This window comes from Duganella dendranthematis, from assembly GCF_012849375.1.
GTDB lineage: Bacteria > Pseudomonadota > Gammaproteobacteria > Burkholderiales > Burkholderiaceae_D > Rugamonas > Rugamonas dendranthematis.
On the sequence record NZ_CP051684.1, the window covers coordinates 5,720,112 to 5,733,746 of the forward strand.

Sequence of the window (13,635 nt, forward strand, 5' to 3'; positions counted from 1 at the left end):
GATTGGCGTTAGACTAGCAGCATGACGATCTACGACACTTTCAAGAGCCGCAGCGCGCAGGCGCTGCCGAAACTGGCGCCCGCCGAGATCAAGCGCATCCAGCGCTTCGGCGCGCTGATGTGCTTCCGCGACGGCGAACGCCTGTTCGAGGCAGGCCATAGCAGCTTTGGCATGTATGTGGTGCTGAAAGGCGCGATTCGCATCGGCCGTTACGATGGCCTGGGTAACAGCTCGGTCATCACCGAGCATGGCGTCGGCGAATTTGCCGGCGAAATCAGCCAGCTGGCCGGCGCACCGTCGCTGGTCAACGGCCACGCCGTCGGCGATGTCGAAGTGCTGGCCCTGACCACCGAAGCACTGCGTTCGCTGCTCATCGCGGAGGCGGAGCTGGGCGAACGCATTGTCCGCGCCTTCATCCTGCGCCGCGTCGAACAGTTGGACAACAAGGACGGCGGCGTGGTGCTGGTGGCCCCACCCGGCCACCCACGCATGCACGCCTTGCAGGGATGGCTGAACAGTAACGGCCTGCCGCATCGCGTGCTGGACCCGCGCAGCGATGCGCAGGCGCGCGCGCTGGTAGAACGTTATCAGCCGGAAGCCGGCGACTGGCCGCTGGCGGTGTGTCCGGATGGCGGCGTCAGGAAGAATCCAACGGTGGTGGACCTGGGGCGCTGCCTCGGCACCCTTCCCCCGCTGAGCCCAGATGATGTCTGGGACGTGATCGTAGTCGGCGCCGGACCCGCAGGCCTGGCCACCGCCGTGTATGCGGCCTCCGAAGGACTGTCGGTGCTGGTGCTGGAAACCCGCGCCTACGGCGGCCAGGCCGCCGCCAGCGCGCGCATCGAAAACTACCTCGGCTTCCCGACCGGCATATCGGGCGCCGCGTTGGCTGGCCGCGCCTTCGTGCAGTCGCAAAAATTCGGCGTCAAGATGGCGATTCCTGCGCCGGCGGGCCGCCTGCTGTGCGACACCTATCCGCTGCAAGTGGAAATGTGCGGCAGCCTGACGCACCTGCAAGGCCGTGCCGTGGTGCTGTCGTGCGGTGCGCGCTATCGCCGCCCGTCGCTGGCCAATCTCAAACAGTTTGAAGGCAAAGGCGTTTATTACTGGGCGTCGCCGCTGGAAGCTGGCCTGTGCGCCGACGATGAAGTGATCCTGGTCGGCGGCGGCAATTCGGCCGGACAGGCGGCCGTGTATCTCGCCAGCCACGCATCCAAGGTGCATATGTTAATCCGCAGGGACAGCCTGACGGATACCATGTCCAGCTACCTGATCGACCGCATTGCGGCCACACCGAACATCGAGCTACATACGCAATCGGAAATCGTCGCGCTGGAAGGCTGCGACGAGGAAGGCCTGGAAAAGGTGGAAGTCCGCAACCATCGCAGCAAAGAAGAAGCGGTCTACAACATCAGGCACGTATTCCTGTTCATCGGCGCCGAGCCGAACACCGGCTGGCTCGGCGACTGCGGTGTACAGGTCGACGACAAAGGCTTTATTTTGACAGGCTCCGACGTGCCGGGTGCGCCAAGCAGTGAACGGGCCGCGTTGGAGACCAGTGTGCCGGGTGTATTCGCCATTGGCGATGTGCGGGCACGTTCGACCAAGCGCGTAGCGGCGGGGGTGGGCGAAGGCGCCGCCGTGGTCTCACAGATCCACGGTTTTCTGGCTGACCGGCCTTAAAGAATATTGATGCGCTGATGCGGCGCCAACTCGTGAAAGTCGTAAAACACGTCTTCTTGGTGTAGTGGAATATAAAAGTGCAGCTTTTTCCCGCGATGGAAAACGCCACGCAGCTGGTTACAGACGTTCCACACGTGTTCATACGAGTCATGTACCTCGATCAGGGCCCAGGGATTGTCCTCCAATCCCTCTCGGATCATGTTCACGTTCTTCACGTGGAAAAATGGCTTCAGCCCTTCCGTGACGCTGTCTTCACACGCGTCACAATGCAATCCGGATAAGATGACTTGCATGGTGTGTTCCTCTCAAGCGATGATATTCAGGCCGCCGTCTACATAGACTGTGCTGCCGGTGAGCCGCTTCGCAAACGGCGACGCCAGATAGGCGCAGGTGTTGCCGACATCGACGATGTCCACCAGTTCTCCCAATGGCGCGCGCGCCACGGCGTCTGTCAGCAAATGGTCGAAGTCCTTCAGGCCCGATGCGGCGCGCGTTTGCAACGGCCCCGGCGAGATGGCGTGCACACGAATGCCACGCGGCCCTAGTTCGTAAGCCAGATAGCGGCAAGCCGCTTCCAGTGCTGCCTTCACCGGCCCCATGACGTTGTAGTTGGGGACCACTTTCTCCGCGCCGTGGTAGCTCATGGCGAACAGCGTGCCGCCGTCGGACATCAAGGGTGCGGCCAGTTTGGCCATGCGCACGAACGAGTGGCACGACACATCCATCGCCTGCAGGAAGCCCTCCAGCGAGCAGTCCAGCAAACCGCCCTGCAAATCCGCTTTCGGCGCGAAGGCGATGGAGTGGACCACGATATCCAGTTTGCCCTGCTGCGCCAGCGTGGCGAATACCGCTTCCAGCTGCCCTGGCTGGGTGACATCGAGCGGCAGCAGCTGCGCGTCGATCTGCTGCGCCAGCGGCGCCACGTGCGGCAGCGCCTTCTCGTTCAGATACGTGAGCACGACGTCGGCTCCCAGCTTGCGGAAGGCCAACGCGCAGCCCCAGGCGATCGACTGTTCGTTGGCCACGCCAACCACCAGCGCGCGCTTGCCGGTCAGGATCGGATAGACAGTTTCTGTACTCATGCCGCCTCCACTACTTCCAGCGCATGGCGCGCGATCATCAATTCTTCGTTGGCCGGCACTACCCAGACGGCGACTTTACTATCCACCTTGCTGATCCGGACGATGCCGCCGCCACTGACGTTGACGTTCGCCGCCTCGTCCAGCTGCACGCCGAGCCAGGCCGCGTCGTGGCAGACCGCAGCGCGCAAGGACACGCTGTTTTCGCCGATACCGCCGGAGAAGACCAGCGCATCGATACCGCCCAGCGCCGCCGCCAGCGAACCCAGTTCGCGACCGATGCGGTACACCATCAACGCAATCGCCGCTTTGGCGCGCGGATCATCGCTCTGCTCCAGCGTGCGCATGTCCGACGAAATGCCGGACACGCCCAGAAGGCCGGATTGCTGGTACATCAGCTTCTGCACCGCCGCCACATCCATGCCCAACTCCTGCATCAGATACAGCACCACGCCCGGATCGAGCGCACCGCAGCGGGTACCCATCGGCAGGCCATCAACGGCGGTGAAGCCCATGGTGCTGGCCATGCTGCGGCCCGCGTCCATGGCGCACATGCTGGCGCCGTTGCCCAGATGCGCCGCCACCACGCGCGCACGCGCCAGGCCGGCATCCGCTTGCGGCAGCACACTGGCGATGTATTCGTAAGAGAGTCCATGGAAGCCGTAGCGGCGCACGCCCAGCTCCGTGATATTCGCCGGCAGCGCAAACTCCTGCGCCTCGACCGGCTGGCCGACGTGGAATGCGGTATCGAAGCAGCCGATCTGCGGCACATGCGGCGCCATCGCCAGCACCGAGCGCACCGGTGCCAGGTTATGCGGCAGATGCAGCGGCGCCAGCGGCATCAGCTTTTCCAGCTCATCGACCAGCGCTGCGGTCAGCACGACTGGCTTGCTGTGCGCCACACCGCCATGCACGATGCGGTGGCCAACCGCCACCACCCGATGCCCGTCCAGATGCGTTTGCGCGAAGTCGATCAGGAAACGCATGCCGCCTTCGTGATCCAGCGGGCCGTCGCGCCAGTGGCGTTCTCCCACTACGGCGTTGTCCGCATCCTGTGCGATGAAACGGGCCACGCCGCTGTACAGGTTCTCGATCTTGCCGCGCATGGTCAGGTCCAGCGCGGGTCCGCTGTACATCGAGAACTTGATGCTGGAAGAACCAGCGTTAATGACGATGACGCTATCGTTGGCCAGCATGGCGTCAGCTCCCCAGAATACGTGCACCAGACAGTTTGCTGTGCGCGACCAGTACAGCCACCGCACACGATGCCAACCGTGCCTGCACACTATCTGCACGGCTGGTGAGTATCACCGGTACGCGCGCGCCGAGAACGATGCCGGCCGCGCTGGCGCCGGCCATAAAGGTCAGGCTCTTGGCCAGCATATTGCCCGCTTCCAGGTCCGGCGCCACCAGCACATTGGCCTGGCCGGCGACCGGCGACACCAGATGCTTGATCGCCGCCGCTTCCGGATCGATGGCGTTGTCCATCGCCAGCGGACCGTCCACCAGCGCGCCGGTGATCTGGCCACGGTCAGCCATCTTGCACAGCGCTGCCGCGTCGATAGTGGACGGCATCTTGGAGCTGACCGTCTCCACGGCAGCCAGAATGGCGACCTTGACGGGATTAAAGCGCAGCACATGCGCCAGGTCGATGGCGTTCTGCACGATGTCGACCTTGTCGGCCAGTGTGGGAACGATGTTGACGGCGGCGTCGGTAATAATCAGCGGCTCGGCGCGATTCGGCACGTCCATCACGAAGCAGTGACTGAGGCGGCGCTCGGTCCGCAGGCCGGTGGCGGTGGCCACCACGGCGCCCATCAATTCATCGGTATGCAGGCTGCCCTTCATCAGCGCGGTGGCCTGGCCTTCGTGCACCAGTTGTACCGCGCGCGCGGCAGATGCATGACTATGTTCGGTGTCGACAATGGGCCAGTCAGAAATATCCAGCCCGGCGGCATCGGCCACTTCGCGGATGCGGGCAATAGGGCCGACGAGTATGGGTTTGATCAATCCCAGGCGGGCAGCATCGAGCGCGCCTTCCAGCGCATTGCGGTCGCAGGGATGGGCGACAGCAACGGTAGCCGGGCCGGCGTGCCGCGCTGCAGCGATTAATCTGTCGTAGTGCGGGTGCGGTCTTTCCATGCGATCTCCTCTGTAAGGCAGCACGGGAATGATACAACAGATGCCAATAAATCAATCGCTTTTTGTGCGACGCCGCAAACCAAACCAAAGGCATAACAGTACCGGCACACCCAGCGCTACAGCGGAGACGTGATCCCAGACACCGTCGCCCACCAGCGCCGAGATCAGGCCAATAATAGTCAGCGCGGCCAGTATAATCGGCGCACCCCACATGCGCATGAACGGGCTACTCATTGCGCCTCCCCTTCCGTCGCCAGGACAGGTGCATCCTCTTCACGGCGCACAGGTGCGGCGGGACTGCTTGCACGGGCCGGCGCCGGCGCGCCGCGCTTCAGCCACAGATACAGCCCGCTACCCAGCACGAAGATGGTAATCACATCCAGCGCCGCCCACAGGAACTGCATCCACGCGCCGCCGTAATCGCCGAAGTGCAACGGCTGCGAAATCAGCAGGCCGGTGAGATACCACGGCAGGTTGCGGCGGTCGGTAATTTCGGTGGTCTGCGCATCGATCAGCACCGGCTTGTACAGGCGAGAGGTCAACGCCTCGTCGCCGCGCATGAAGATGCCGTAATGGTGAGGGCTGGTGAACGGCGTGCCGGGAAATGCCACGAAGCCGATCTTCATCCCCGGTTCCGCCGCCACCGCATGTTCCAGCGATTTTTGCATCGAGCCCAATTGGGTCGGCGCTGGCGTGCCTTTGTACGGCGCGATCATCTCGGCCATTTCGGTCACTTGCCAGTACTTCAGCAACAGGTCGGCCCAGGTATTGATCATGCCGGTAGCGCCCACCACCAGCGCCCAGGTCAGCGTGACGATGCCCAGCATATTGTGCAGGTCCAGCCATTTGACGCGCGGACCCCGCTGCCGTCGCACTTCGCCAAACTCCAGCTTGCGCATGAACGGCGCATACAGCACAACGCCGGAAATGATGGCGATCACCAGCAGCAGTCCCATGAAACCGAGGAACAGCTTGCCCCACAGGCCGGCGTACAGGTCGACATGCAAATGGAACATCACGCCCAGGAAACTGCCCTCAAAACTCGGCTCACCCAGCACTTTGGCGGTGCGCGCGTCAATCGCGATGGATTTGAATTTCTCGTCGGTGGGATTGTCGCCCATGGTCAGGAACCAGATGCTGGCATCGTCCGGCTCCTGCGACAGATACATGGCGATCTTGTTCGGATACAGCGCCTTGCCGGCGGCGATCACGTCGTCGAGGCTTGCCTTGGGTGTACTGGCCGGCATCGTCGGCGCTTCGATGGCGTTGCCCAGTGCGTGATCGATTTCGTGGTGATAAATCAGCGGCAGGCCGGTTAGGCAGAGCAGCAGCATGAACACGGTGCAGACCAGACTGCTCCATTTGTGTATCCATGCCCAGCGGCGGACGGCGATCGGTGTCATTTTGTTATCCAGTTACTGTACCCAGCTTACAATGATAATGCAAATTACTCTCATTACGCAGCGAAAAATCAGGGGTGGCGTTATAATTGAGAATCGATCTCATTTACTTATTAAACTTATAAACGCCATGCAAACCCTGAATCTGAAATTGTCCCCGCTCGCCCTCGCCGCCATGCTGATGGTCGCTACGGCTGCGCAAGCGCAAACCGACGCTACCACTACCGCCGCCACCGGCGATGAAAAAGTGCAGTCGGTCGTGATCAGCGCTTCGGCTGACGCATCGGCGGCCGGCCTGACCAAGAATTTCGCCGGCGGTCAGATCGCACGCGGCGGGCGCGTCGGCCTGCTGGGCAATGTCGACATGATGGACACGCCGTTTAACTCGCTGAACTACACCGCTGCCCTGATCCAGGACCAGCAGGCGCGCAGCGTCGCGGACGTGCTGCAGAACGATCCATCGGTGCGCGTGGCGCGCGGCTTCGGCAATTTCCAGGAACTGTATGTGATTCGCGGCTTCGCCGTCAGCTCCGACGATCTCGCCTACAACGGCTTGTATGGCGTGCTGCCGCGCCAGTTCGTCGCATCCGAACTGCTGGAGCGCGTGGAAGTCTTCCGCGGCGCGAACTCCTTCCTCAACGGCGCAGCGCCGGGCGGCGGCGGCATCGGCGGTTCGATCAACCTGCTGCCTAAACGCGCAGGCAACGCGCCACTGACCGAAGTGACGGTCGGCGTCGAAAGCGGCGGCCAGGGTTACGCTGCCGCCGATATCGGCCGCCGCTTTGGTCCGGAAGACCGCGCCGGCATCCGCGTCAACGTCGCCCGCCGCGACGGCGACACCGCCGTCGACAAAGAACACCGTGAACTGAACGTGGCCTCGGTCGGCCTGGACTACCAGGGCCGCGGCCTCCGCCTGTCGGCCGACCTGGGCTACCAGGACAACAAGCTGACCGCGCCACGTCCGGCCGTCACCGTCGCCGGCGGGATTGCGCTGCCTAAAGCACCGGACAGCGGCAGCAACTGGGCGCAGGACTGGACCCATTCGAATGAACGCGACACCTTCGGCACCGTCCGTGGCGAATGGGATCTGGGCGCCGACTCGGTGGCCTGGGCCGCATTCGGCGCGCGCAGCGGCGACGAAAACAACAGCCTGTCCGAACCGACCGTCACCGCCACCAGCGGCACCGCCAACGCCTACCGCTTCGATAACACGCGCCACGACAACGTGCGCACCGGCGAAATCGGCGTGCGCACGAAACTGCGCACCGGCAGCATTGGCCACAGCATCAGCGCCAGCGCGTCGAGCTACTGGCTGGAGTCGAAGAACGCCTACGCGTTCAGCACCTTTGGCGGCATTGCCACCAACATCTACAGCCCGATCGACGTCAGCGCGCCGCCAGCCACCTTCTTCACCGGCGGCGTGTTGAGCAATCCGGGCCTGACCGCCAAGACCATCTTCAGCAGCTATGCGCTGGCCGATACGCTGTCGATGCTGGACGATAAAGTGCTGCTGACCGTCGGCGCGCGTGACCAGACCATCAAGACCGACGGTTACGACTACAACACTGGCATCAGCAACGCGCATTACAACGAGAGCAAAGTCACACCGATGGCCGCCATCGTCTACCGTCCGATCAAAGCCGTGTCGCTGTATGCGAACTATGTCGAAGGTCTGCAGCAAGGTCCTACCGCCTCCGGCGCCGGCATCGACAACACCGGCACCATCTTCGCGCCGTTCGTGTCGAAGCAAAAAGAGGTCGGCGTGAAGTATGAAGTCGGCACGCTGGGCGCGACCGCCGCGCTGTTCCGCACCAACCAGCCTTCCGCGTACATTGAAAACGACCACTTCGGCGTGTTCGGCGAACAGCGCAACCAGGGTCTGGAAATGACCGTGTACGGCATGCCTGCGCGCGGCCTGCGCCTGCTGGGCGGCCTGACGCTGTTGGACGCAACGCAGCGCACCACGCAGGACGGCAAAAACCAGGGCAAAGACGTGATCGGCGTGCCGGGCACGCAGCTGAACATCGGCGCCGACTGGGATGTGCCGGGCGTGCATGGCCTGAGCGTGAATGCGCGTACGCTGTATACCTCGTCGCAATACGCTGACGGCGCCAACACGCAGGAACTGCCATCGTGGACCCGCCTGGATCTGGGCGCCAGCTACGCCACCCACATCCTGGACCGCAATGTGACCTTCCGCGCACGCGTGGATAACGTCACCGACAAGAGCTACTGGGCTTCGGCTGGCGGGTACCCAGGTTCGGGCTACCTGATCCTGGGCGCACCGCGCACCTTCTCGCTGTCGGCGACGGTCGGCTTCTAAAGGCCCCCCTGCGGAAGGGTCTGACCCCGTACGGGGTCAGACCCTGGCGACGGCGCTGTGCGAGTTTGGCTGGTACCGCGCGCTGTCTAATAGATCTCGCGGCGCAGGCGCTGCATTTGCAGGTCATGACGCTCGGCCCAACGCCGGGCGTCATCCAGCTGGCGCTCCACCCGTTGCAGATAGTCGTTCAACTCGCGCCGCTCCTGTTCCCGGCGGCGATCCTGCTTGGCCGTTTCGTCATTGGCGGGACGGTCCTTGGCTTCCTGATTGGCGCGGATCTCGCGTTCCAGTTTTCCTAACCGGTTGCGCGCATCACGCGCGCGGTTTGCCAGATCGTTCGCATCTGCCACCGCCTGGCGATATTTGACCGCCGTGATCTCGTAATCCTGTCCACTGACGTAAGCGTGCTTCAACTGGTTCTTTACCGCCGGCGCGCAGACTTCCACCGCCATGCCGGTATTGGTGCGTCCCCGTTCAAAAGCGTTATCCGGCACGCAGTAGCGCGCATTCTCCTGACGCCAGGCGTTGGTGTAGGCATCGCGCGTGCCGGGAATCGCAAACACGCCGTCGCGGCTGGCGTGATTGATACGGTCTTCCAGCAAAAACGGCTGGCCGTAACCGTCCGCCGCGCCAGTGGCGCGCCAATATTCGATCAGACGGGCTTCCCAGGCCTGGCGGTATTCCTGCTCGTAGATCTTCAAGCCCTTGGCCTTGGCCTCGCGTCCACGCGTGCCAAACTCCTTGCCGCTGGTGGCATCCTGCGTGCCCAGATTGCGCCAGTAGTTGACGATCTCCGCGTTCCACGCGGTGCGGTACGACTCTTCCTGTACGTCGACACCGGCGCGGCGCGCGGCGGTAGCGCGGTTGCGGAATTCGCTGTCGGGGATACCACTCCTGGCGTCCGAGTAGCCGGCATCGGACCAGAAAGTGCGGTTACCGGCGCGCCAGCCATCAGCGTAAGCAGCATCGTCAAACCGCAGCTGCGCGGCGGCCGCATTGGCGCGGCTGATGTCCTTTTGCGTGGACGGCTGGCCGCTCGCGCCATCGCGTTGACCGGCATTGCGCCAATGAGTGGAGTTACCGTTGGCCCAGCCGCCATCGTAGGCAGGACGATTCAGCGGCGTTTTGTGCTTGCGGACGTCGTCATTGTTGGAGCGCTGTTCAAACTGCGGCTGCTGTCCCTGCACGCCATCCTGTTCGCCGAGGAGGTACCACGCGTCCCAGTTACCTTGCGCCCAGCCGGCCGTGTAGCGCGCGGCGGCATCGGCGGCAGCCGGCTTGTCGGCGTGATCGTCGCAGAAGTCCTTGCGGTCGGCGTAGTTGGCCGGCTCGCCCAGCAAGCCATCCTTATGGCCAATGGCGGTCCAGTCGCCGACCTTGCAATCGGCAATCCGCTGTTGGGTGGACTGGCATCCGGCCAGCAGCAGAATCACGGGAATCAGGCGTACGATGGTTTTCATGGCCCGAATTATAATGCCAACTTTACAATCCAGGCCAGCCAGCTACCATGCCACGGTGCGGCCTTGGTAATCCAGATATTCAAGTCCCGGCCTATTCAGTTTGGCCAGCATCACATCGACCAATGGCGGGATGCTGTCGGCAATAGTCAGCGGCGCATCGTCGCCACCCAACTCAGTGCGTACCCAACCTGGCGCCATCACCAGCATCGGGCGCTGCGTCTCGTCCTGCCGCGCCGCGAAACTGCGCATAAACTGATTCAGCGCCGCTTTCGTGCCGCGATAAAGCTCTCGCTGCCCCGCGTGGTTGTTGGCGATGCTGCCCTGCCCGGACGACATCACGCCGAGCAAGCCATCCGGCCGCACCAGGTGCGCCAACTTCTCCAGCACCCTCATGGGACTCAAAGCGTTGGTGATCATCAGGTTGACGAAGTCCTTGGTCGATACTTCAGCAATCGTCTGGTTTGGATCGGGATTGGTGGTGCCGGCGTTCACAAACAGGGCGTCAAAGACTCTCCCGTCCAGGCGGCCATAAAGGGCATGAAGCTGTTCGCTGAATGTGATGTCCAGCGTTTCAATCTCCAGCTGGAACGGATGCGTGTCGGCCAGGCCGTGCAAAGGCGTGCTGGCGCCACCGGGGCGCACCGTCCCGACAACATGCCAGCCTTTCCCGACAAATTCCACGGCCATCGCATGACCGAGCCCGCGCGAGGCGCCGACTAACAAGATACTGGGCATAGTGCTACTCCTTGGGCTGAACAAGCATCGATGATAGGCGCGGCGGGCGTCTTGCACCAGACGCCCGGCCTGCAATCGACGATTGCGTCCCACGCTATAATCGCCGCATGGTCAATATCGACTTCAACCTGCTGATTGCATTGGAAGCGCTGCTGAGTGAGCGCAGCGTCACTGGCGCTGCCCGCCGCCTGGGGCTGAGCGTCTCGGCGATGAGCCGCACGCTGACCCGCCTGCGCGAAGCAACCGGCGACCGCTTGCTGCTGCAAGCCGGCCGCACGCTGGTGCTCACACCATATGCCGAGCAGCTGAATCAACAGGTGCCGGCGCTATCGCGCGACATTCAGGCTGTGCTGCGTCCAACGGATCGCCAGTGCGATCCCGCCACGCTGGAGCGCAGCTTCACCATTCGCGCCGGCGAAGGCTTCGTCGACCTGGCTGGCGCTGCGCTGATGAAGCGGATTCACAACGCAGCGCCCCGCGTTCAGCTGAATTTCGTCCCCAAGGTCGATTGGGATGCGCAGCCTTTGCGGGACGGCGCCATCGATCTGGAAATCGGCACCGTCAAAACCACCGCGCCCGAAATCCGTACCCGCCTGCTTTTTCGCGACCGTTATATCGGCGTGTGCCGCAAGGGACATCCGGTACTGGACGCTCATGCCATGGACGCCGCCACATATGCAGCCGCAGACCACGTGGCCGCATCACGCCCCACGCCGGTGGACGCCGCGCTGGCCGCATTGGGTCTGAAGCGGAAAATAATGATGACCGTCGCCGGCTACACCCATGCCATGCAGGTGGCCCGCCATTCCGATCTGCTGGCCATCATCCCCCACTCGTGCCTGGGCAACGCCTTCATCCCGGATCACGCGGCCGCCAACGGACTGCAAAGCTTTGAGTTGCCCGTACAGACGCCGGCTTTCAATGTTTCTGCCATCTGGCATCCACGCCTCGACAGGGATCCGGCCCACGTCTGGCTGCGCAATGAAATCCTCGCACTCTGCCAGACTGGGTATCCCTGACTCACGCGGCGATTGCCACGTGACTATCGCGGTGCTGGATCGCGTGGGCCAGGAAGGCCGTGGCGTTAAGCGGTTTGGCGAAATGGTAGCCTTGCGCGATATCGCAACCCCACGCGCGGATCAGGCCCAGTGACTGTTCGGTCTCCACGCCCTCCGCCACCACCTGGTAACCCAGTTCACGCGCAAGGCCGATCAGCGAACGGACGATGCGCTGGTCGCGTGGATTGGCGTCCACATTGCGGATCAGCGACTGGTCGACCTTGACCACCGTGGCCGGCACCTTCTGCAAATACGCGAAGTTGCTATAGCCGGTGCCGAAATCGTCCAGCGCGAGGCTCATGCCCAGATCGCGGATGCCGTGCAGCGCCTTCAGGATGCCCGGCCCTTCCATCCACATGCCTTCGGTGCATTCGATCTCCACATAACGCGGATCGACATCGAATTCGCGGCAGGTCGCAGCCAGCCGCTCGACGATATCCGGTTCCGTAAAATTATAGGCCGACAGGTTGATCGCCACCTTGATCTGATTGCCCGCCGCATGCCACTCGCCGATCTGGCGGATGGCGGTGCGGATCACCCAATGCGTCAATGGCCCTATTAACGCCGTTTTCTCCACCAGCGGGATAAACTCGGCCGGCGACACCGGTCCCAGCTCCGCATGATTCCAGCGCAGCAGCGCTTCGGCGGACAGGCACGCGCCTTTGTTCAGTTCATGCTTGGGCTGATAGAACAACTCGAAGTGGCCTTGCGCGATGGAGTGACGCACATCGTTCAGCAGGCGGAAAGCGCGCTGCTGCTTTTCGTCTTCCGCGTTGCTGTACTGGCTCCAGCGCTGCTGGTTGACCATCGCGTGATTGATCGCGGCAGCGGCCTTGCGCGGCGCGTCCTGGGCTGCGTTCTGGCATAGCTCAAACACCACGATGCCGCCGAAGCTGTTCAACGCCATCGGGATATTCAAGCCGTTCAGCGGCGCCTCCAGCGCCTCGTCAAGCCCATGCAGGTAGCGGATGAAACCATCCGTATCCTCGTCGCGCGACAGAATGGCGAAGCGCGCATCGTTAAGGTGATACACCTGTGCCCTGCCCTCAAACAGCTGGATCAATCGCGCGCCGACTTCTCGAACCAGCGCATCGTAGACTGCCGCGCCCAGCACGCGAATGATTTCGAACGACTTGGCCGCATCCGGCATGGCGATATCCGCCAGCACGCGGGGCTGCTGCGGATACAGGCGCGCTTGCGTGGTCAAGTCTTCAAACAGCTGGTATTTATTGGGAATGCCGCTGACCGCATCCACATGGCCGACCGCGCGGCCCAGCGTGATGTGCGCCATCACCAGCGATGCCAGGCGGGCCAGCTTGTCCTTTTCGGCAGCGTTCAGGCTGCGCGGCCGCTGATCGATGACGCACAGCGCGCCGATGGCGTAGCCGTCCACCGTAATCAGCGGCGCGCCGGCGTAAAAGCGCACCGCCTGCGGGCCGGTCACCATCGGATTATCGGCAAAGCGCGCGTCCAGCAGCGTGTCTTCCACCACCAGTACGCTGGCCTGCTGGATGGTGTAGTTGCAGAAGGTTTGTTCACGATCCGTGTTTGGCGGGCAGAAACCGACGGTGGACTTGAGCCACTGGCGGTCGCTGTCCAGCAGCGAGATGTAAGCGCCATCGGCGCCGAATATTTCCATCGCCAGCCGGGTGATGGCGTCAAAATATTCGCTGGTGTTGGTGTTCAAAATACCCAGTTGGTGGAGCGCCTGAATGCGCTCCGGCTCGGAATTCCTGAGCAAAATCTGCTGCATTC

General features: G+C 62.9%; 12 protein-coding genes. 3 read left to right on the plus strand and 9 right to left on the minus strand.

Translation table 11 applies throughout. From position 1 onward, the window contains the following. The first annotated feature begins 21 nt into the window (after positions 1–21). Complete coding sequence (locus HH213_RS30610) at positions 22–1,683, plus strand: FAD-dependent oxidoreductase (protein ID WP_169114212.1); 1,662 nt, start codon at positions 22–24, stop codon at positions 1,681–1,683. On the opposite strand, the gene HH213_RS26190 is transcribed toward HH213_RS30610, so the two are convergent. From HH213_RS26190 to HH213_RS26215, 6 genes are read right to left on the minus strand one after another with little or no spacing between them, the layout of a single operon-like run. Then, the gene (locus HH213_RS26190; protein WP_169114213.1) at positions 1,680–1,976 is read right to left on the minus strand and encodes an RNA-binding protein; all 297 of its coding nucleotides are present in this window, start codon (positions 1,974–1,976) and stop codon (positions 1,680–1,682) included. The two genes, HH213_RS30610 and HH213_RS26190, sit on opposite strands and share 4 nt — an antisense overlap. A 12-nt stretch (positions 1,977–1,988) precedes the next feature. After that, a complete protein-coding gene (fabI, locus tag HH213_RS26195; RefSeq protein WP_110847969.1) occupies positions 1,989–2,765 on the minus strand; it encodes an enoyl-ACP reductase FabI in 777 nt (258 codons plus the stop codon). Next, complete coding sequence (locus HH213_RS26200; RefSeq protein ID WP_169114214.1) at positions 2,762–3,958, minus strand: acetate/propionate family kinase; 1,197 nt, start codon at positions 3,956–3,958, stop codon at positions 2,762–2,764. The genes fabI and HH213_RS26200 overlap by 4 nt, the downstream gene beginning before the upstream one ends. Before the next feature lie 4 nt (positions 3,959–3,962). Continuing rightward, complete coding sequence (locus tag HH213_RS26205; protein WP_169114215.1) at positions 3,963–4,904, minus strand: phosphate acetyltransferase; 942 nt, start codon at positions 4,902–4,904, stop codon at positions 3,963–3,965. Between the two features lie 51 nt (positions 4,905–4,955). Further along, positions 4,956–5,138, minus strand: a complete 183-nt coding sequence (locus HH213_RS26210; RefSeq protein WP_110847972.1) for a hypothetical protein — start codon at positions 5,136–5,138, stop codon at positions 4,956–4,958. Further along, positions 5,135–6,307 (minus strand): PepSY-associated TM helix domain-containing protein, encoded by a 1,173-nt coding sequence (locus tag HH213_RS26215; protein WP_169114216.1) that lies wholly within the window; start codon positions 6,305–6,307, stop codon positions 5,135–5,137. Before HH213_RS26215 ends, HH213_RS26210 begins: the two co-directional genes overlap by 4 nt. Positions 6,308–6,434: 127 nt before the next feature. Here HH213_RS26215 and HH213_RS26220 point away from each other — a divergent pair, with 127 nt between their 5' ends. Next, positions 6,435–8,627 (plus strand): TonB-dependent receptor, encoded by a 2,193-nt coding sequence (locus HH213_RS26220; protein WP_169114217.1) that lies wholly within the window; start codon positions 6,435–6,437, stop codon positions 8,625–8,627. Between the two features lie 86 nt (positions 8,628–8,713). On the opposite strand, the gene HH213_RS26225 is transcribed toward HH213_RS26220, so the two are convergent. Together HH213_RS26225 and HH213_RS26230 are read right to left on the minus strand one after the other, a co-directional pair. Next, positions 8,714–10,087 (minus strand): DUF2799 domain-containing protein, encoded by a 1,374-nt coding sequence (locus HH213_RS26225; protein ID WP_169114218.1) that lies wholly within the window; start codon positions 10,085–10,087, stop codon positions 8,714–8,716. 42 nt (positions 10,088–10,129) lie between these two features. After that, positions 10,130–10,822: an SDR family NAD(P)-dependent oxidoreductase gene (locus HH213_RS26230; protein ID WP_169114219.1), complete on the minus strand. Its 693-nt coding sequence runs from the start codon at positions 10,820–10,822 to the stop codon at positions 10,130–10,132. Positions 10,823–10,929: 107 nt separating this feature from the next. Here HH213_RS26230 and HH213_RS26235 point away from each other — a divergent pair, with 107 nt between their 5' ends. Beyond that, complete coding sequence (locus tag HH213_RS26235) at positions 10,930–11,841, plus strand: LysR substrate-binding domain-containing protein (protein ID WP_169114220.1); 912 nt, start codon at positions 10,930–10,932, stop codon at positions 11,839–11,841. A gap of 1 nt (position 11,842) precedes the next feature. On the opposite strand, the gene HH213_RS26240 is transcribed toward HH213_RS26235, so the two are convergent. Next, entirely contained in the window at positions 11,843–13,633 is a 1,791-nt protein-coding gene (locus HH213_RS26240; protein ID WP_169114221.1) for a sensor domain-containing phosphodiesterase, read from the minus strand. Positions 13,634–13,635: the final 2 nt, after the last annotated feature.

What these genes read in the sequence shown, in the direction of transcription:
- HH213_RS26210 (WP_110847972.1), bottom strand. Translation starts at nt 5,138, where the DNA reads ATGAGTAGCCCGTTCATGCGCATGTGGGGTGCGCCGATTATACTGGCC.
- HH213_RS26220 (WP_169114217.1), top strand. Translation starts at nt 6,435, where the DNA reads ATGCAAACCCTGAATCTGAAATTGTCCCCGCTCGCCCTCGCCGCCATG.
- HH213_RS26230 (WP_169114219.1), bottom strand. Translation starts at nt 10,822, where the DNA reads ATGCCCAGTATCTTGTTAGTCGGCGCCTCGCGCGGGCTCGGTCATGCG.
- HH213_RS26235 (WP_169114220.1), top strand. Translation starts at nt 10,930, where the DNA reads ATGGTCAATATCGACTTCAACCTGCTGATTGCATTGGAAGCGCTGCTG.
- HH213_RS26200 (WP_169114214.1), bottom strand. Translation starts at nt 3,958, where the DNA reads ATGCTGGCCAACGATAGCGTCATCGTCATTAACGCTGGTTCTTCCAGC.
- HH213_RS26225 (WP_169114218.1), bottom strand. Translation starts at nt 10,087, where the DNA reads ATGAAAACCATCGTACGCCTGATTCCCGTGATTCTGCTGCTGGCCGGA.
- fabI (WP_110847969.1), bottom strand. Translation starts at nt 2,765, where the DNA reads ATGAGTACAGAAACTGTCTATCCGATCCTGACCGGCAAGCGCGCGCTG.
- HH213_RS26215 (WP_169114216.1), bottom strand. Translation starts at nt 6,307, where the DNA reads ATGACACCGATCGCCGTCCGCCGCTGGGCATGGATACACAAATGGAGC.
- HH213_RS26190 (WP_169114213.1), bottom strand. Translation starts at nt 1,976, where the DNA reads ATGCAAGTCATCTTATCCGGATTGCATTGTGACGCGTGTGAAGACAGC.
- HH213_RS26240 (WP_169114221.1), bottom strand. Translation starts at nt 13,633, where the DNA reads ATGCAGCAGATTTTGCTCAGGAATTCCGAGCCGGAGCGCATTCAGGCG.
- HH213_RS30610 (WP_169114212.1), top strand. Translation starts at nt 22, where the DNA reads ATGACGATCTACGACACTTTCAAGAGCCGCAGCGCGCAGGCGCTGCCG.
- HH213_RS26205 (WP_169114215.1), bottom strand. Translation starts at nt 4,904, where the DNA reads ATGGAAAGACCGCACCCGCACTACGACAGATTAATCGCTGCAGCGCGG.